General features: G+C 37.6%; 19 protein-coding genes and 1 pseudogene. 1 reads left to right on the forward strand and 19 read right to left on the reverse strand.

Annotated elements, in window-relative coordinates; translation table 11 throughout:
• Positions 1 to 6 precede the first annotated feature (6 nt).
• The 18 genes and pseudogenes from QWY93_RS02625 to QWY93_RS02710 all read right to left on the reverse strand — a co-directional run bounded on the left by QWY93_RS02625 (position 7) and on the right by QWY93_RS02710 (position 16672).
• Complete coding sequence (locus tag QWY93_RS02625; protein ID WP_290246641.1) at positions 7 to 573, reverse strand: NADPH-dependent FMN reductase; 567 nt, start codon at positions 571 to 573, stop codon at positions 7 to 9.
• A gap of 29 nt (positions 574 to 602) precedes the next feature.
• On the reverse strand, positions 603 to 1220 hold the full coding sequence (locus QWY93_RS02630; RefSeq protein WP_290246642.1) for a SphA family protein: 618 nt from the start codon (positions 1218 to 1220) through the stop codon (positions 603 to 605).
• Between the two features lie 366 nt (positions 1221 to 1586).
• The gene (locus tag QWY93_RS02635; protein ID WP_290246643.1) at positions 1587 to 2168 is read right to left on the reverse strand and encodes a Crp/Fnr family transcriptional regulator; all 582 of its coding nucleotides are present in this window, start codon (positions 2166 to 2168) and stop codon (positions 1587 to 1589) included.
• A 706-nt stretch (positions 2169 to 2874) separates the two neighbouring features.
• The gene (locus QWY93_RS02640) at positions 2875 to 3291 is read right to left on the reverse strand and encodes a VOC family protein (protein WP_290246644.1); all 417 of its coding nucleotides are present in this window, start codon (positions 3289 to 3291) and stop codon (positions 2875 to 2877) included.
• 17 nt (positions 3292 to 3308) lie between these two features.
• Complete coding sequence (locus QWY93_RS02645; protein WP_290246645.1) at positions 3309 to 3686, reverse strand: nuclear transport factor 2-like protein; 378 nt, start codon at positions 3684 to 3686, stop codon at positions 3309 to 3311.
• Positions 3687 to 4617: 931 nt separating this feature from the next.
• Complete coding sequence (locus QWY93_RS02650; RefSeq protein ID WP_290246647.1) at positions 4618 to 5538, reverse strand: sugar phosphate isomerase family; 921 nt, start codon at positions 5536 to 5538, stop codon at positions 4618 to 4620.
• Positions 5539 to 5946: 408 nt separating this feature from the next.
• Positions 5947 to 6327 (reverse strand): SRPBCC domain-containing protein, encoded by a 381-nt coding sequence (locus QWY93_RS02655; RefSeq protein ID WP_353959646.1) that lies wholly within the window; start codon positions 6325 to 6327, stop codon positions 5947 to 5949.
• A gap of 307 nt (positions 6328 to 6634) precedes the next feature.
• A complete protein-coding gene (locus QWY93_RS02660) occupies positions 6635 to 6895 on the reverse strand; it encodes a HEAT repeat domain-containing protein (protein ID WP_290246648.1) in 261 nt (86 codons plus the stop codon).
• 473 nt (positions 6896 to 7368) lie between these two features.
• The gene (locus tag QWY93_RS02665) at positions 7369 to 8352 is read right to left on the reverse strand and encodes a GTP pyrophosphokinase (protein WP_290246649.1); all 984 of its coding nucleotides are present in this window, start codon (positions 8350 to 8352) and stop codon (positions 7369 to 7371) included.
• Between the two features lie 718 nt (positions 8353 to 9070).
• Positions 9071 to 9529, reverse strand: coding sequence for a hypothetical protein (locus tag QWY93_RS20005; RefSeq protein ID WP_290246650.1), 459 nt, complete (start codon positions 9527 to 9529; stop codon positions 9071 to 9073).
• 49 nt (positions 9530 to 9578) lie between these two features.
• Positions 9579 to 9785: a GDCCVxC domain-containing (seleno)protein gene (locus QWY93_RS02675; RefSeq protein ID WP_290246651.1), complete on the reverse strand. Its 207-nt coding sequence runs from the start codon at positions 9783 to 9785 to the stop codon at positions 9579 to 9581.
• On the reverse strand, positions 9786 to 10385 hold the full coding sequence (gene merTP, locus QWY93_RS02680; RefSeq protein WP_290246652.1) for a mercuric transport protein MerTP: 600 nt from the start codon (positions 10383 to 10385) through the stop codon (positions 9786 to 9788).
• Positions 10382 to 10756 carry an ArsR/SmtB family transcription factor gene (locus QWY93_RS02685; RefSeq protein WP_290246653.1) on the reverse strand — a complete coding sequence of 125 codons (375 nt, stop codon included), beginning with the start codon at positions 10754 to 10756 and terminating at the stop codon, positions 10382 to 10384. Before QWY93_RS02685 ends, merTP begins: the two co-directional genes overlap by 4 nt.
• Positions 10757 to 11110: 354 nt before the next feature.
• Positions 11111 to 12538 (reverse strand): MltF family protein, encoded by a 1428-nt coding sequence (locus QWY93_RS02690; RefSeq protein WP_290246654.1) that lies wholly within the window; start codon positions 12536 to 12538, stop codon positions 11111 to 11113.
• Between the two features lie 776 nt (positions 12539 to 13314).
• Positions 13315 to 13701 carry a VOC family protein gene (locus tag QWY93_RS02695; RefSeq protein WP_290246655.1) on the reverse strand — a complete coding sequence of 129 codons (387 nt, stop codon included), beginning with the start codon at positions 13699 to 13701 and terminating at the stop codon, positions 13315 to 13317.
• A gap of 106 nt (positions 13702 to 13807) precedes the next feature.
• Positions 13808 to 15370, reverse strand: a complete 1563-nt coding sequence (locus QWY93_RS02700) for a carboxylesterase/lipase family protein (protein WP_290246656.1) — start codon at positions 15368 to 15370, stop codon at positions 13808 to 13810.
• Positions 15371 to 15613: 243 nt separating this feature from the next.
• Positions 15614 to 15835: pseudogene (locus QWY93_RS02705) on the reverse strand (DUF3237 domain-containing protein); the annotation flags it as partial.
• Positions 15836 to 15868: 33 nt separating this feature from the next.
• Complete coding sequence (locus tag QWY93_RS02710; protein ID WP_290246657.1) at positions 15869 to 16672, reverse strand: alpha/beta hydrolase family protein; 804 nt, start codon at positions 16670 to 16672, stop codon at positions 15869 to 15871.
• A gap of 207 nt (positions 16673 to 16879) precedes the next feature.
• Between QWY93_RS02710 and QWY93_RS02715 the strand changes: the two genes are divergently transcribed.
• A complete protein-coding gene (locus QWY93_RS02715) occupies positions 16880 to 18232 on the forward strand; it encodes a transposase (protein ID WP_290246189.1) in 1353 nt (450 codons plus the stop codon).
• A 373-nt stretch (positions 18233 to 18605) separates the two neighbouring features.
• Here QWY93_RS02715 and QWY93_RS02720 read toward each other — a convergent pair whose 3' ends face one another.
• The gene (locus QWY93_RS02720) at positions 18606 to 19742 is read right to left on the reverse strand and encodes a GAF domain-containing protein (RefSeq protein ID WP_290246658.1); all 1137 of its coding nucleotides are present in this window, start codon (positions 19740 to 19742) and stop codon (positions 18606 to 18608) included.
• Positions 19743 to 19827: the final 85 nt, after the last annotated feature.

Raw genomic sequence — 19827 nt, forward strand, 5'->3', positions numbered from 1 at the left:
TCAAGTTTACTTTTCGACCGGCTCATATTGTTTTATATCCTTTAAGCTACCTTCAAAAATTTCAATTTCCCTTTTGAGTTTTTTATCCAGCTTTTCATCCACGATTTGGGTATCTGAAAAGTTATCGTAGAAACTCGGAAGTGAGAAGGTAGCCACAATATTGGCACTGTGCCTGGGCAGCTGAATTTTCGCATGATCCAATACTGTTTCTCCTCCTCTGCTACCGGGCGATGTGGCCATTACCAAAATGGGTTTTTTATTAAAAAATCCCACATCAATACGGCTTATCCAGTCAAACAGATTTTTCAGAACTGCAGAATAACCACCATTGTGTTCCGCCAGCGAAAGGACAAACCCATCTGCTTCTTGGAAAATTTTTAAAATTTGATGTGCATTCTCGGGTTGGCCTCCTATTTTTCCCTCAAGGTCCTCGCTGTAAAGGGGTAATTCGAAATCGTTGAGGTCCAGTACTTCAAGCTTTACCTCTGCAACCAAACCGGCCGCATATTGAGCCAATTGCTTGTTAATGGAAGTAGAACTATTGCTTCCTCCAAATGCGATGATCTTTTTCATTTTGAAACTTATTATTTAAACGTTTAAGATTAAAATATTTGATTAATACTAATTGAAATTCTGGTTCCTTGGGGGCGGGACTTTACCATGGTTTCTTTATAACCTTGCACCCTAATGAAAGTTTTGTTGGACTGCCAATGCAAGGCAGCCCCTAAGCCCAATACCCTTTCCCGGGAATCTAGCCATTCCCCATTCAATTTATGGTCATGTATTTGGCTTAGGTAATAACCCGAAGGGCCTATCCGAAACTCTTTGACAATTTCATATGAAACGGAATAATTAAAATGAATAGCTTGACCTGCTTGGGCAGAAAAGGAGGAATCAAGATTTTTTGAATTCCATAGATACAATGCCCGGCCGCTGATTTCCCACTTAGGTAAAACTTCCCAGGTAAATGCGTAATAAGGGTTAAACTGATAAGCATTCGCACTGGTATTGACCTTTTCATTGGCATCAAAACTGCCTGTGGGAAGCATAAACCCCAAGCTAATTCGACTCCAAAAGGGTCTTCCGAGAAAGAATCCATCTTTCCATTGTAAGATAAATGGACTAATGATAAGGTCCCCTAACCCGGTAGCGGTAAAAAATGTCCCAGGCTCTGTGGTAAGTTTTATATGGGCTATTGGTACCAGGAGTTCTGCCCCCAATATCCCCCTAAAACTTTCTTTTTAGATAGCCAGGCTATATGGGTTAGTGAAGAAAAACTGTTCACTTTACCCGGGAAATTGACCTGATTACCTTTATGGTCAATAAATTGGGGAGCCTTATAGGTTGATAGGATTTCCTGTACCAAAATCCCAGGGCCTGCCACTCCATCCATAAAGCTCGAGGCTCCCAGGTTGACAGGAGGAAGTGTTACCTGTGCATTTATTGAAAACAAGCCAGAAGACAAAAAAGGAAGGCTAATAAAAGCTTATCATATCCCTTTGCCATAACCATTTAACTTTTTAATTCTTTTGTTATAACAAAGGTGGGGCGATCACACCCGCAAAAAAATGAACTAGATTAAGATTTCAGCAATATTGTAATTTTCTTTTCATCTTACTTAAAAACTCAGGTGTAATTCCAAGATAGGCTGCTACCTGCTTTTGGGAAATGCGGTTTTCCAGACCAGGGTACCGTTTACAAAATTGCATGTAGCGGTCTTCAGCTGTTCCGGAAATATTTTTCATCAACCTTCGATGCAAGGCCCCATAAGCATTTTGGTGAAGGATACGAAAAAATCGCTCAAACTTTGGGACTTCTTTATACAACCTTTCCAAATTTGTTGCGGAGAGTTGTAATACTTCAGTTTCTTCTAATGCATCCACCCACTCGACTGCAGGAGTTTGTGTCAGAAAACTATTCAGGTCCGATACCCAGTATTCTTCTATGGCAAAATGGGAAATACGAAGGCTCCCATCCAAGTCAATTTTATATGTCCGCAAACAACCCTTAACTACAAAGTAGGTGTACCGGGCCACCTCCCCTTCTTTAAGTACAATGGATTTCCGTTTAAACGTTTTGGGTTCTAACAAAGAAAGAAAGACTTCCTCTTCTGAAGGGTTAAGTGAAATGTGTTTAGCAATATTTTGAAGTATAAGTTCTTGGTTCATTTTATTATCTCAGATGAGTTAGTTGGCCGGAGGCTAAGTATTTCACTAATGATGTTGGCAGATTGATGCATAATCCCCTGGCAACGGATACAAAAAAAGAACTGACATTTAAACTCTACAATTCCTATGGAAAAAAAATACATAAAAAGTTACCAGCAGTTATTTTTTATCATCCGTTTCTTTTCAACTTCCTATTATAAAGTCTTCAGCAGGATAACCGGAATATCTCCAGTTGATTATCGGGCAAAATATAGTAAATTCTAAAATTAGATTAAATCCATTTATTCTCTCATGGAAGATAAATTTTTCTTTCGCGCAAAATACAAAAGAAGCATTCCTAAGATGAATATTGGAAACCCGATAACCACGGTTACATTTCCATAAACCCATACTAACCAAGCAGTAAAGAAAAGAGCTATCCACTATGTAGTTAAAAAGATTCCCGCTATTTTTTCGTTTTTCCATAAGTAGAAGTAACCAATAAAAAACCAAATGAAGAGTACAAAAGCCATTACAATCCCAAAGTTGGACTCTCTCATATTGGGATCGTAGGGAGGAAATGCCTCATCAATGAAAATCATGGTATACAAAATAGCAGCCAGAGTAATAAGGGTGCGAAGTAGATTACGAAATGATTTCATTGTAATAAGTACTTAAGTGAACCTTTTCAATTTTCCTTTTATTTAATTTACAACAGCATTTTTTTTTACATATTGTCGCTGTAGAGCAGGTTGAATTTGTGTCCGTCAGGGTCAGCAAATACACCAACGAAGTACCCATTTTCATCGTAAAATGCCTTTCTATCGATATTTGAGTCAAATAAAATAGTTCCCCCTGCTTTTTTCACCTCATTAATCCAACTGTCAAATTCATCCTTACTTTCAGTAGATAGAGAAAACATAACTTCATTCCCTTGATTCAAGTCAGCTATTTCTCCTTCAAGACTATCCTTTAATCTTTCTTTTTTAAAAAAGTGAATTATAAATTCATCATCACCAACCAGGAAGCTAACCAAATCTTCAGTAGGATTACCATTTAACTTAAACCCTATTGACAGGTAAAAATCCTGTGTCCTATCAATACTTTCTACTCCCAAGTTTGCCCAAATTCTTTTTGGTTTCATACTTTTTTCTTTTGGTTTTAAATTTCAACTATGTATGAAGTAATTGATTTAATTTTAGCCCCCCTTGCTCCATTAAACTGATAAAAATCTGAAAATGCATATTTTTTTCCGTTCTGCATTTTCATTATTCCATTTGTTGCTCCTTCTTTTCCGTGCGATAAGATTTGATCAAGCATTAATTCAGTCGTTTTTTCCATTTTTATTTTTTCCAATTCAAACAAAAAATCCTTTTTTCCAGTAATTTTTTTGATACCTACAATAGTCCAAACAATTTCTTCAGTTACGCTTTCTACCAGGAATTCCACATCTCTTTTGGCAAATGCAATATTGAATTCTTTTAAGAATACCATTTTCGGTGAGTTTCCACAATTAGGACTTGAGGTAATTTTTGTCATTTTACCGGTTATTTAACTTTAGTTTTTTAGCTTACCACCACCCCTAATTTTTTGTCTCAAAGCTCCGGTTTTCACTAAGGACTTGAAATCCCGAGACCTCTCAAATAATATTGGCAGTTGTTTCATTTTTCTAAAAGTTATCTATCAGTGTTAACCAACACAACTTATATTAACAATAAAATTAAAATAATATATGGAGGGTAAATTTTCCGCTTTGCCTCCTTCATAGTTACCCTAATCTATTTCTAGGATTTCATTAAGAAACTTAAAATACAAAAATCAATGCAATAATTGCCGGCAAAGCTTGAATAAGAAATATTTTATCGAGGTAGTTAGAGCTCCATAAGTGCCTGCAACTATTACACAACCAATAATAACAAATATTTTCTACCCAATTAATATCTGAAATCAAAAAATATCCTAGTTGGCTTTATCAAAAATTGAAGAAAAGTTTAAAAGTTCATCTTACCTGCGGTTCCCCGGCAAACATCCCAACCCAATAAAAATATTTTAGTACGACTAAAGCAGTCAATATTTATGTGGCAACTTCTACCATCATCAATTACCTAAAAAGTTTGTATTCTATCTGTTTAAAGTTATGACTATCATTTTTTTTGATGGCTTGTTGTGCAACCGGGTATTATATCCCTGGTTCAGCTTCAGGTAATCCCTTAGGAAGTAATATTATATCACTTCTTAATTTTTCATGGTGTTTAGTTTTCAAATGGGGATTAAAAATTTCCATTGAATATTTATCCCTTATTTCATTGCCAGCTTTTATTAATTCAATTTGAACTAACGGATAATATTCTTGAGATGATGCCAGGTCACCTATTAACAACCCGTCAAGGGCTTACTGGAGCACCCACTTAAACTTTTAAGGTCACTTATTTATAGGTGGGTGTCCAGTTAATGCAGCCATTATTCTGTATTACAAATTTAAATTAGGCAAAACAAAAGATTTAGTGTTGGGGTTTAGCCTGATCCATAACCCTGGATTTGCATTCAACTGCTCTATTGCTTCCTCTTTATTTGAACTTAGGCTTGTATTAAGCACATTGGCATAGGTTTGAATTTTAGCAGGAGCGGAATCGGCATCCACAACAGACTGAACCACCTTTTTGGCCTGTAATATCGCAGCCGGACCCAAAGTGAGAATATACTCTGCAGATCGACATTCCTTTTCATCACTTTCATTCACAACGCTTCCACCAGCTTTAAACTTGCTAATGTGGTGCTCCAAAATACTGCTGGATATTGGGATTAATCCTGCAACATGGTGAGGCTGTGCACCAGAAAAAGGCTTAATATAGGCAAGGTGTGATGCCTGATTTTCTTCTGGACCATGACCAATAAAAAAGATATCCAAACCGCCTAATCCTTCCAATTTATTCAAATACCCAATAAGCGCTGACTCTAAATCCTTTGTATCCGTTCGCATTGGAGTAAAGCTTTTTATTTTTTTGAAAAAATCATCGCCCAAAATGCGCTCAAAATCCCTAACAAAGCTAAAACCATTATCCATACCCATAGGAGCCAGTGCATCTTGAGTAAACACATTTAGCCTGGCGAGCAGCTTATCCTGTTCCCCCGTCTTGGCCAATTCTCCCAGCAAACGATGTAACTCCTGAGCGCCTCTCCCACCAAGAAGGGCAATATTAATATCACCTTCTTTTGACGCAGCGGTACTGTAAAGTTCATTTAACATGGCCTTGCCAACCTCAGCCTCACTATCAAGGACAGTAGGTGTTACGCCATAATCAGTAAAACTAAATTCTTGATCGCTTTTTTTTGACAACCATACATTGTTGTTGTCTTCAAATCTTGTGAATTGTGAGTTGTCTACCTTCATTATTATTACCTATTTAATCGTGTGCAATTGTTCACATACCCCTTGGATGCGCAGTGGGGTGTGATTGATTTTCAAAGTGCGAAAATACGGTGAATTAAAAGGAATAGCTGCAATAAGAATCATTTTCTTTCCCGTCAAAGAGGGAGCTGGGATAATTTAGTTTCTACATTTTTCCTGTGTAAACAGTATACAGAAAAGTCTACCAGATTTATATCGAAATAAACGCTCAGTAATAAAATTGCTTTTTACAATTTCTTGTTTTTTCACAACAGTAAGATATAAGCGTAGTCCGGGATTTTTAAAGTACTTCAATTTTAGTTTGGGAAGTGATTTAATTTTTGCTTTAATTTTCAACTTTAGCTTTTTCGCCCAAATTACGATTATAGAACACTGTCTATTAGGCGGTTATTATTTTTGATTTCTAATTTCTTTTGGGTATTTGTCCCCAACCAAGATCAGTTTAATGTTATGTTCTAAGTACCCCTTTAAACCATCTAAAACAGTCGTAAACCCGCCTGTATTGTCTATTATAGCTTGAATTAGGTCATTTCCAGCCAAGTTCAAACCATAATTTTTGATTACAACATAAGTTGTTTCTTCTGTCACTGCTGTAAATTTATAATCTACTGTGGTTGCAGGATTTCCCCATTCGGTTGAAATAAGTTTATTAGGGATGATTTCCTTTACAAACACCTTGGTTGAAGCCCCATACATTACCCATTCCCAGGTTATCGTCTTGCCAACCTCTAATTGTCCACTTGATTTCGTAAACCAAAAGTTGGTCGTAATTTTTGGTCAATGAATGCTTGAAAAACGGTTGAGACAGGCTTTCTGATTAGCATTTGCGTTTCTACTGTCGAAATATTTATCTCTGACATTTTATTATCTCTGACATTTTATTTTCGTTTGAATTTTTATCTTCAGTTTTCAATCGAGCGCCATCCGCTATTATTACCTCCAACTAACAAGCATATGGCATGTAACGGCTTGCGAAGCTCCTTCCATTTCGCCCAAGAGGATCCTGGTTAAGGGCCGAAAGCCTTGAATATTACATTCGACCACCTTAAGATTTATGCAATGTTATTTTAAGTGATTTTTATTCTAATTGATTAAGTCTTTCAATAGCAAATTTTCTGATTTCTGGATTCTTGTCTGTTTTGGCTATTTCACTAAGACTTGGTTCAAAGGTCATTTTGCTAATCGCTACTTTCCTAACCTCAGGATCCTTGTCTGTTTTGGCTATTTCTGTTAGGTATGGCCCAAAGGTTATTTTACGAACAGCACCTTTTCTAGCCCCAGAGCTTAGATCTGTTGTGACAATAACATAGAGAAATGAATCAGAATTTGATTTTCTCATTTGATTGGGTCTTGTTTATTTTCCCATTTCGTAGTTCTCCACAATTAATAATATCAACCAAGAATAGACTGTCACTCTCAATCTTATAAATTACCTATAGCCTCTCCAACCATTAAAAGATGCACCATCTCGACATTTAAGTCCAAAAAGTTACTCTGTTTCTGCTTAGCCTTGTCGTTGTAAAAATCGTTCAAGAATCAGGTCATAAGAGGCTATTGTGTCCTCTCCATAAATCACATAGTCGGGCATTTGTGGACTTGCAATAATTTCTATCGTCCAAAATGGCAGAACACAAATTATTATATGTTTGATTGTTTTTTTGTTATTGCATTGCTCCCAAATGGCTTTTGGCTGTTTTCAAAGCATTTCCTCTCAAACCACCATGAAGTTGGAAGGGCTACAAACCTTGATAATTAGCATTTTATCTGCCATTTCAAATAAAAAATGTAGGTACTGCTCTTTTTTTAATCTAATTAAGTCATGTTGTTTATTATACTCATTTGATGAAAAGATAATAAGGACATAAATGTATCCGAATCTAACTTATATAAACAATACCGAATTTTTGTATAAGGATTCAATCGTTGTTTTATGTTTTGTTCAACTTTGTCTGCAAAGGGGAGGTATTTTTCTATTGCTTCACTTAATTCTCCTTCTGTAAAATCACTCTTCAATGACAGAATTTCCTCGACAAAACCGTCAACTTTTTCTTCAATAAAGTTATAAGAAGGGAAAAACTTTAATGCCACAAACAAAAATCTGAATACATCAAGAGCTTTTGATTTTTCAATTTTCCCGCCTCTTTTTAGCCTATTACGAATTTTTATTTCTTCTTGAATTATTTCTTTTTGAATATTTAAAAACTCATCATCTGCTATTTCAAATAAAGCTGACAATCGGTTTATTCTTCGTTTTAAATTCTGAGGAATGTTTTTTTTATATTTGATTTTATGGTCAAGAATGCCCCACGCATCCTGAATTATTGTTCGTATTTGAAGCTCAAATGTTAGATTTCCGAATCTTTTATAGTTAGCAACATCAGTCAGCCTGCTTTTCAATACTAATTGAAGATGAAGGCTTTTATAACCAAATTTATCTTCTGTCTTTTCCAACTGACCTGATTTATCTGAAATATCAACCTCGTGAAAAAATTTTTTTAAATCACGTCTAATTCGATTGACATCCGCTGAATAAAGACAGATAGCTCGAATTCCTATTAAGTCACTAATCTGTGTTTTAATCTCATAATCCGTATCCTCTTCACCTAATAACGGTAGATACTTTCGTTTAAATTTATTGATGCATTCCTCTTCATTTTTAATTCGCCCATTAACCGATTCAACATTCTGAATTGTATTAATTAGAGAACAAAAAAAACTAACCGCTTCCTCATGAAAAGGCAATTGCTCATTATACCAGTTATGAAATTCTTCTATTTTATTTTCAAATATATTCATGTATTCTGTTTATGAATCAATTTGTCGATGATTAGCACTGGTTCATTTCTAGTTGTGCCCAACGGTTCGACTTTGAGTACTTGCAAACACTTATAGTTCCCATGATATAATCTGCTCATTTTAGATTTAAAACCAAAGCATATAAATCATGGAGTGGAGGCTCCTACTAAGATATTCATTGGAATCGATGTTCACAAGCAGCAATGGAGCGTAAACATCTTTTCAGAACATGCTCACCATTGCACCTTCAGCAAGCCTTCTCAGCCGCATGTACTGAAGAAATACCTGGACCGTTATTTTCCTGAACACGAAATTCCCTGCGGTTAGGAGGCCAGCAAATTCAGTTTTTGGTTTTACAGAAAGCTACAATTCTACAGCTAAGCCTGCAACGCTATCAATTCGGCAGACCCTCCTTCCACCAACAAAGAAAGTAGTGAGAAGACCAATCCGGTGGACAGCAGAAAGATAACCAAAGGGTTTCGGGGGCATGAAATCCATGTTCCCAATATGAAAAAAAGGGGACCGTCACCACTTCCAGTACAGAAAGAAATTCTGGGCAGACCTAGTCAAAGTTGACCACCGTATTAAGTACAAATTGCTCCAGAACCAGATCAGTACCGCTCTCAAATAAGACAATACCTTCTGGACCAAGGCCTTTCTGTTCTTGTCATAAGAAGTGGAGATGCCTTCTTCCAGATGCCGTCAATACCTTGACCAGTTACTGTAAAAGTACGATTATAACCTGACACATTTTTATAAAGTATCCATAGAGGTTCGAAAGTCCCAACGAAAGCTCAAGTACAAAATCAGGGAGAAACTGCTTCGGGGCATACCTGGTACCGGCTCCTTGATCACCGTCCAGCTGCTCACTGAAATCGGCGACATCAAAAAGCTCAGGAATTTCAGGCAGTTCAACAGTTATATTGGCCTTAAACCGGTGGTACATTCCAGGGGTGATTATGACCGGAAAGGATATATGACCTATCGCTGGCGCCGGGAATTGAAAAGCTCCCTGATCGAATGCACCTGGACAACAATCCAGCGGAGTCCAATAATGCTGAAATGATACCAGGAACTCTTTGAGCAACACCGGTAAATGGGCCATTGTCATCCTAGCTCTAAACTGTTGTCCCGTTTCTTCAGGGTCCTGAAGGCAGGAGAGGGTTGTCGGAATCAATGGCTATTCAAAGAGGCCATTGTTAGCTGCTTGGACTTTCTTTTTTCCTTCAGCAACATTTCTTGTTTTGTTGAATTGGCGGACATTTTACACTTCCGTAGCTGCAATATACGCAACAGTCACCTTGTTTCGGTTTCAATACGGTTTTACAATTTTCACACTCATAAAAGTATTGACAAGCATCAATCGGCATAGTTTCCTCTTTTTTGTGTCCGCAGTTAGGGCAAGTGATTGTTGATTGCAAAATAACTTCCATTTACTTTTTCTTTTTATCGGTCACCAAATATCCTGTTGTATTTATTGCCTTTTCGATTTCGGCAATGTTCGTTTTAGTATTGTCAAATTTTACGATTGCATTCCCATTCCCGTAGGAGGCAGTCGATTTGATTATTCCAGATAATTTATTCACCTCAAGGTTCACGTGTTCTTCACAACTTGCACAACTCATTCCGCTAATAGAAAACTCAACAGTCCGAACATTTGATTGGGGAACAATCATGACTTGTTTTTCTGTCTTGGGGTAAAAAACGTGACCATAATAAGGAAAGGCAAGCATTAGTACTGCGAAAACCGTTACCATTCCCAAGAATGTTTTACGCTGAATAAATTTTGGTTTCTCCTCAGTTTCGCATTTGCAGTCGATTTCCTTTTTTGGCTTAAGTTTTTGATACCAGGCCAATCCAAGTGCCAAAACAGTCAGTCCAATAAAATATGGTCTGAAGGGTTCAAGCCAAGAAAAAGTAGATGCCAATCCGCTTGTACCTGCAAGAAGAGCTAAAACTGGTGTTATGCAACAAAGAGAAGCTGCAATAGCAGTTAAAAGTCCCGCTCCGATTAATTTATTCCGTTTTTTCATACAATCGCCAAAATTTTATTTTCATCAAGTATTTCGAAAAACGGTTGGAGCAGGTTTTCATACTTTTTTGTCAGCGAGTAAAAAATGGTTTGTGCTTGTCTTTCCGTTTCAATAAGTTTTCGGTCTTTAAGTTTTCTAAGATGTTGTGAAACGGCCGAAATAGTCATTCCGAGAATGTCGCTCAGGTCGCAAACACAAAGTTGTTTCTCTTCATAAAGAAGGAACAGGATTTTCAGCCTTACATTATTTCCCGCCAATTCAAGTCCGTTCGATAAGTAGTCAAACGATCCATTCAATTCCGAAATTCGGTCTTTGCAACGGTTTATTTGCTTAATGTCAGCCTGTTGTCTTATGCAAGAAATGTTTTCCATATACACAAGGTATTCAATTTGTTTATTTAAGCAAAAGCTAAAATAAACTTTTTTAAAAGAACCCGATTTGCCTGTCGGGTCGTTTTGCGGCCTTACCGCTAACGGTAAAGCATATGGCCTTTGGCGGTTTTCAAAGCCCCTTCCACTTGATCCTGATTAAGGGCGGAAAGCCCTGACTTTGGGAATACGCCCGCCAAAAGCAATTTACAATGTTGCCTGAAGTTTTTTCTCTTTTTAATAAGTCTTCAATTCCTTTTCAATTATTTCAATTGATGAAAAAATTCATTGCGAAAGGACAAATTCAAACAAACTTCTAAACCTATTGCTTTTAATCACAATTAGGATCAGTAAATTTTATTCTTCTATAAATTTAACGTAATGATCATATCGTTTAAAAATTTGTCCGACATAAGTCACGGGCTCAATTCCTCTGACATAACCATAATGAACCCCCTCTTTATTATAATTTTTGGGATAAGAGAGCGCCATAACCATTTTTTCTACATGACCATCCCATAGGTTTGGATTGAGGTTTTCCTGCTTTGCTAAAAAACGGGCATCTTTTACATGCGAATAACCACAATTATAAGAAGCCATGGTAAATTTTATTCTTTGTGTGGAGTCATTAATCCCATCTAGACGATTATAAATTTTCTTCAAGTACAAGGTCCCGCCTTTTACGCTTTGCTCTGGACTGTTTGGATTTTTTATTCCTAAGCTTTCTGCTGTTCGAGGCATGATCTGCATCAACCCTTTTGCCCCCGCCCAAGACTTTGCATTGTTTTTAAATCGGGACTCCTGATATATTAATGAGGCCACCAATCGCCAATCCCATCCTAAATTTTCAGCATACTTTTTTATAATGTCATCGTACTTACTTATTTGGTTTCCATTCAGACTCATAAACTCACTTTTTATCCGTCTTTTGAAATCCCTTTTATTTTTAAAATACCGGTTATAGATAACGTAGTAGGGAACCTTCTTTTTTTCTTTTGCGATCCATTCATTTACCGATGCCAACAATTCGGGAGAATTTTTCCTTACTGCCCAACCAATACGCTGAGACAAACTTAGCGGGACAGTGATATCCAGGATAGGGTAATTTACAGCACTTACTTTTGCTAAATTTTTATCGGCTACCGTATATTTAATTTCACCATCAGCCACTTTTTTCATAATCTCCTCAGTACTTAAGGTTCCTGAAAGTGTATCAATATAAATCTTACCACCCAATTCCATGGATAAGTTATTTATCCTATCCATGTAGGAAGAGTTTTCCCGAACAGATACAGTATCTCCAATCAGGTCAATGGCATCGTGGATCAAATGTCTTTGTGTGTTTGCCCAACTTATATTTCTCCAATTATCAGGCTTTTTTTGAACCAAAACTTGTGAGGTGAGATACAGATAGTTTGTAAAATCTACTTTTTCTTTCCTTTCTGTAGTAATGGTCATTCCATGAGCAATCATGTCGGCTTTCCCATTATTAATATACTGAAAAACACTATCCAAATTTTCCACAACCACCAACTCCAAATTCAAATCAAGGTCTTTTGCCAATCGTTGCAATAACTCATACTCAAAGCCCATCGGCTTGCCTCTATATAAAAAATAGCTGGTACTGCTGTAGTTAACCAATACTTTTAGTGTCCCTTCCTTTTGTATTTCGGGCAAATCTCTTGAGATCGAACTTCCAGGTTTTAATTTATTTTTTTCATCAGAACTTGAACCACACCCAGTGAGAAAAGTGATTGCTAAAATAATTGTCAGGAGTCTTTTCATGTCTACTTTCATTTTAAATGCTAATGTAATTGTCCATGTCACTTTGGGGAATTTTTAGCTTCAAGGTTCAATAAATGCAATTCACTTTGGATAAATAAAAAAGGGTAACCGAAGAGCCCCTCTAACCATAGCGACAAACCAATGTTACTTTTAGTATTTATTAACAATATTATTTGACATATTGTTAAATAGGAATTCGTACTCTTGTCTAATCCTACTTATTCTTAATGGTCCCCAATAATATCTTTGTATCAAAACCGATGCTTAGGTTGTCATTTTTATTTGGTTTCCATTTAATTTATCAAAATAATAAATTGCTTGCTCAAAGCCTAACCATATCATTCCAACAAGTTAAAAGTCTATTAAGTCCAATATCCGCATAGAAATAAAAGGGAAGGAATGATCTTTTGGGATTATATTAAAAACACCCCGGTAGTAATTGATTCCTATTATGACATTGAAAGTTATAATAAGCTCCTTCGTTTCAAGGGATTATTTTGTAAAAATTGCCTGTTTTATTAAGTGTAAGCTTTACTTCCAATTATACAACAAGGGTAAAAAAATAAAAATTTTACACTCTTTTTAACTATAATGAAAAAACTGCTATCGTCCTGTCAAATAGCAGATAACGACCCTGGCTAAGAAACGTGCAGATTTTAGAACACATCGCTACCAACCGAGAACCAAATTTTATTTAGTCTACTAAATTTTATTTTACCTTGTCAGCCCGCATTTTTCTTAGCCGATGTTGTATGCATGTGCGTTTTTATTTCTTTTTAATTTCCTGTAAAAATAGTTTTCCTTTCGACAAAGCAAATTGGATTACCAAAAGGGTCTTTTGCGTAAAAACTTCTTTCTCCCCAAGGTCTTGTCTTTATTGAGTCTTCAACTTCAGTAAAGTCCATTTTTTTAGCTTTTTCATAAAGATTATCCAATTGATCGACCGCAAAGTATATATGGTCAGGATTTGGTGTTGTTTCTAAATTATCACCGTCTGCTTTAGAGTCAAAGCACGCTAATATAGTCCCGCCACAATCAAAGTAGTGTCGTCCTGGGGAAACTCTTTGTCCTTTTAGTTCAAATAAATTTTCGTAAAATTTTTGAGCTTTTTCAATGTCCGTCACTGGTAAAATAACTCTGTATATTTTGGGATTAACTGTCATATTTCTATTTGTTAATTTCTACGCAGTTTTGGCGGGCAACAAACCTTAAAATTTGGCACTTCCCCTGCCATTACTTTTACAAAATGTTGTGTGCTGTTTTTTATAATTACTTTGCCCAATATTGGCCTTCTTCGGTAAATCTCCATTTAAAGTAAGAATCCAATACTTTCATTGAGTTTTTATCTGGAACAGGTGAAGCATGGGGTTTTTCATTTAGATACATAAGCTGCTGATTTTCCATTGTAAATTCTGGCCAATCAGGTAAATCTTCTGCGTTTGGATGACCATACTTGGTAAAATTAGTCCAGTAACTACTCATGGTTTCAGAAAGTTCAATATCAGACTTTGTGGTCTGAGGGTTTTCCTTGTTCAGTGTCATAAAAACATAGGGGATTTCACTTCCGTGCGGTGATCCATATCCATGCATAGGAGAATCCTCCGGGTAGTCTGGGTGCTGGTCAAAATAATAGAGGAAAACCTTTGAATTGCCTGTTTGAGCTTGTAGACGTGCCCAAGTCCAGGAATGCCATCCAAATGCAGCTGCACTTGTAAGATCACGTGCGGATTTTGGGACTTTATTTTCTCCTACAGGAAAGACCGATAGCAGGGTGTCTGCAAATTGACCGTAACGTTGCTGAACTCTGGCAATATGTTCCTCGGGAGTTTTTGAATTGAGGAAAAATGCACACTCGTCGGAATTATAACCTACAAGTACATCTACATCATTATATTTCCCTTCCTGATACAACTGGTATTGGTCGCCCGGTATTACATATCCATCTACGTTCGGCCATGCACCGCCCATACCTGGATTTATCGGCAACTCTTCCACTTTAAGCTTGCGGAGCTCTGCTATGGAGGACACATTGGCTTCTTGTACAAAGCCTTTACCGCTCTTTTCTGCCTGTTGTAGTGTTTTCATATTTTCACCAGGGTAGGTGGTTTCTCTGGTCGGACCAAAGGAACCTCCACTTTGAGAAATGGCTCCACGGAACAAACCTTTGGCCAATGGCGATGCACACAACATGCTGACCGAAATTCCTCCTGCTGATTCTCCGAAAATGGTGACTTTCTCTGGATCACCTCCAAAACCTGCAATGTTATCTTGTACCCATTGCAAACCTGCAATCTGGTCAAGCAATCCATAATTACCAGAAACTTTTAGTGGGTTTTCGGCACTCAATTCAGGGTGCGCTAAGAAACCTAGTTTTCCTACTCTATAGGCAATGCTCACTACGATAACGCCTTTTTGAGCCAAATGCGCTCCGGTACATACAGGTTCAGCAGTGGACCCATAGCTAAAACCGCCACCATAAATCCAAACTAACACGGGCAGTTTTTGATTGGGCGATTGTGCAGGTGTCCATACATTCAGGTAGAGACAATCCTCGCTTTTCCCTGCAGGTGGTTCACCAGGTTGATATGGGGAGGGACCAAATTCTTTGGTCTCTTTTATGCCGTCCCATGGCTCAACTGGTGCTGGGGCTTTCCAGCGCAGTGATCCTACTGGGGGTGCTGCAAAGGGAATACCTTTGAACACAGTAAGTCCGTTCTCTTTCAATCCCTGAATGGAACCGCCTGTAACCTCTACTATATCTAAGGTTTGTTCGGCACACGATACAATAAAGGTTAAACATAGTATGGACACAAAAAATCTTATAGTGTTCATTTTGTTTTTATTTGATAGTTAGTTTTATCGGTATGAATTTGTATGACAGCACAGCCTATTTAAAGCACTTTCCAAACTTGAATGGATAGGTATCCGTCCTTGCCTTCAGGTTTACAAACATAGACAGCATTATTCAGCCATGCATATTTTATTTCAAATTTTGGAGCGGCTCTAAAACAAGACACTTCCAGTTTTGGGTTTCGCCTAAGGGCGTATGTATCCATCCAGTATTTCCTACATGGATCAATACCCATCATCTGTTTTGATGGTGTAAATAGAATCCAATTCAGTACGATTAAGGGCTATATTGCTATATTGATAATCGGCCCCTCCTTTTAAAACAACACCTTTCATCTTAGGGCCACTAAAGGCACCACCTGTAATGGGAATGATGATCCTATCCCCATAAGGAGTAACTCCTACGAACATAGGTTCATCTATGGTTACTTGCAATTCCCCAACAAATTCTAATGCTGGTGGAGTAAATTCTAATTTGGTCTATTTTCCAGTTTCGGTATTAAACCCTTTTGCCTTAATTGACCATCCTGGATATTTTGACAAATCATTATTCAGAAAAATATCAGAATTATCTTTGTTCTTAAATTGCCAATCCAGCCAGTCAAGCGTCATTTGGGCAAAAGACCCACCATATTTCTCAGAAAAAGTTGCCCCATGACCGGCCGTGGTATGATTAGCAAAAACAACAGGTACATGGTGGATTCGATCATAATCTAAAATGGCATTTTCGTAGGCAATATCAGACTTTCCTCCTATCATATAGATGATAGGGGCATGTAACATTTTCAATGATTCTGAACTCGCACCAGCCATGGCCATGTTACCCATGCCGGCATTCAAAATCAAATAGGTCTTTATCCGTGAATCATAAGCAATTCGAAGGGTTTGTGCCCCGCCACATGAGTGTCCGCCTGCTGCTATTTTGTCCAGGTTTACATTATTGTAATAGTCATTGCCTTTTGTTCTAGCTTGTTTCACTATCCAGTCCAGGGCTTTCAGGAGTTCATCATCAGGAGTGGGCTCATGTACCCGCTCTTCCACGGTCATTTGTAAGGCTCCAATAGCTACAATAATGTAGCCATGAGAGGCAAGTTCTGATAACAAGCGCTCTTGATGGATAGACGAATTCATACATCCGCCATTCGCCCATACGAGTATGGGTAATTTTTCTTGCTGCTTAGCTGCCTTCTGTATATTCTCAGGTCTATATACAACAAAATTAGGAAGAGACTTTTCTTTAACTGCAATGGATGGGTAATTGCCACTACCTCCACCGTCGACCACTTTAGTTTTAGTTACCTGTGCGTAACTGAACTTTAGTGTAAAAACTAACAGTAAAATAGTTAAATAGGGCTTCTTGTTAATTAGCTAAATCACTGACTCTTAATAAACAGGGTTGCGAAAAAATAACTCAAAAACCCCGAAAATCGTCCAAAAGGGCTTTTTCCGGGGTTTTCTTTTTCGTATTTTTTGTTTGCAGACAAAAATACTATGAAAGATACCATACAGCTCCCTATTTTCAAAGACTTTGACGGATACTCTCCAAAGTATCACTTTTTCAAGAATTCCTTGCTTGGCCAGATCCATGACAGCCTGCCATGGGAAAAGCTTTCGAGCCTTGTTCCTGAAAAGCTGCAGGGGCCTGGTGCCCCAAGGTGGTTCGGTGCCAAGGGCATGTTTGCCCTGATGTTTTTGAAAGCCTACCTGAATACCTCAGACCGCCAATTGATAGAGCGTTTCAATACCGACTGGAGCCTTCAGTATTTCTGCGGGAAAGTATTGGCAGCAGACCAACAGATCCGGGACCTTACCATTATGACACGGATCAGGGCCTACATCGAGGAACATTGCCACTGGGAACAGATCCAAGAGGTACTAATGGATCACTGGAAACAGGATGTGGACAACAGCCACGTCTTATTAATGGATGCCACCTGTTATGAAAGTTATGTCCGTTTCCCCACCGACCCCAAACTACTCTGGGAATGCTGCCAGTGGGTGTTTGAAAAGCAACTGTTCAAAAAATGTAAACAATTGGGCATAAAAAGGCCCCGGTCAAAATACAGGGAGCAGAAGGCCAAACAGCTTGGCTACTTCCGTAAAAGACGCAAATCCTTTAAGGAAACCCTCAAAAGGAAAAAATCCCTGGTCTTCCTGTTGGAAAAAGGACTTGGCCAGTTACAAGAGATCCTAGACTTTTATCAAGGGGCGGGGCTTAAACCAAATGACTTTGCCTGTCTGAAGACCATCAAAAAAGTCTTGGTCCAGCAGCAGTTTTTGTTGGAAAATCCTCCCTCCGAACTTAAGGACCGCATCGTTTCCCTCCATAAACCTTATCTCCGGCCGATCGTCCGGGGAAAGGAAAACAAACCTGTGGAGTTCGGTATGAAAGCCCATATCCTTCAGACAGGCGGGCTATCATTTATCGATAAACTGGACTTCAACAACTTCAATGAATGTACCCGGTTGAAAATATCCACGGTAAAACATACCCGGATTTTCGGACAGACTTCCCAGCTGGGTGCCGACCGGATTTATGCCACCAATGCCAACAGAAAGTATTGTACCTCCAAAGACATATTCACCGGCTTCCCCAAAAAAGGCCCCAAACCGCACAACAAAGCCGAAAAGATTCTGAGTGCTGAAGTCTCCAAACAAAGGGCAACGGCAATGGAAGGGGCTTTCGGCAACCATAAAAACCACTATGGACTGGTTAAAATACGAGTAAAGGGAGATAAAAGGGAAAAGCTGGCCGTGCTGTTCGGCATTATGGCAGCCAACGCCGTAGCAGTTGCCAAACGAAGAAACCAACAGGAATCCCCGCCCATCAACAAAGCTGCTTGACAAAAACTACCGCCGGAAAGAAGGATTACAGGACAGGTGTGTCCAATTGTCAAAACCACCCCAAAAATCAACCCCTTCAATTCAGTAATTGTACTTTTCCTTACACAAATTGTACTCTGAATTTTACTTCAAAGTACCCTAAAAACAAATTAACCTTTTAGTTAAGTCACTAAAAGGTTAATTATGTCTATTTCCCAAAGAGGCCTAAATAATCCTTTCTCATTTATTTTCAATTAAAAGCGTTAATTTTTCTTTTAATAGCACACAACACGATTTGGCTATGCGTAGTGCGGGATTAAAGTGCACTTCACTGTCAGCCTACAGATATGTTTGTTAATATTCATTTACTATCAATTTAGCTCTAAAACCTGCATTACGTATAGCTTTTGTTGTGGTTAGTTATTATTTCTTTCTTTTTTTGATAGATGTCATTCAATTTCCTGGTGTATGATTCCATTTCCGTTGAAACTGTTTTTACAAGTCCAATATATTCTAAAAGCTCTTTCTTATTAAGTTTTTCTTTTGTATCTACTAAATTAACCAACCCTGAAAGACTTGATACAGGTCGTCTAAGAACATGTGAAATATCAAAAGCTATTTGCTCCAAAGTTTTCTCATATTCGATTTGATTATCGATGTTACGAATACTAGCATAAAACGTTTTACTGCCATCTGTCCTCCTTTCTACATTTCCTTTCATCGCAAACCATGCACAGTTATTTCCTTTTTTTATACGAAATTGAATGTTTGAAAAAGATAGATTATCAAAACTTTCATTCAAATGATTTATAAATCTATTTTTGTCGTCAGGGTAAATTGATGAGAAAAGGATTTCGATTGATTCTGAGGACTTATTCGTATTGACGGATGGACACATTTCTTTCATTGTTTTATTTAAAAACTTGAATCTCAGGTTATTCTGGTTTGATTTATCTAATTGAAAGATACCAACAGGCAATCTATCTGTTAAATTTTGAAGTCTTAAAGCATCATCTATGATTTTATTTTCTTGGTTCAAAAGCTTTCGTTTATTGTTTAGATATGCCATTATTTTCTTTGATAAAATATCTAATAATTGTTTCTCGCCTAAAGAGAGATTTCTTGGTTTATTATCAATTACACATATTGTCCCCAGTGGATTTCCAGCAGGAGTAGTCAAGGGTTTTCCAGCGTAGAAGCGTATGTGAGGATCTGAATTAACAAATGGATTGTTAATGAAGCGCGAATCCTTACTTGCGTCATTGACAATCATTGTTTCTTTGGGATTTTTTATGCTATGGTGACAGAATGATTCTCTGCGTTTTACTCTTCCTGGAATGCTCTCCGTTGAAACGACATCAATATTTGCCTTAACAAAAGTGAATTCATCATGGACAAAAGTGATCTGTGCAATCGGAACATTAAGAGCCAAAGAAGCAATTTTTGCTAGATCATTCAATTCTTCGTCTTGTTTATGATTTAAGACTCCGTAAGAATCTAATTCATTTAGTCTCTCAATTCTATTAGTCATAATCTTCTTAATTTAAAATTTTAATTAACCACAACGGTCCTGGCTATGGCACGTGCGGGAATTTGAAACCACTTTCTTATCCTCC

Origin of the sequence: Echinicola jeungdonensis (genome assembly GCF_030409905.1) — a bacterium.
Lineage (GTDB): Bacteria > Bacteroidota > Bacteroidia > Cytophagales > Cyclobacteriaceae > Echinicola > Echinicola jeungdonensis.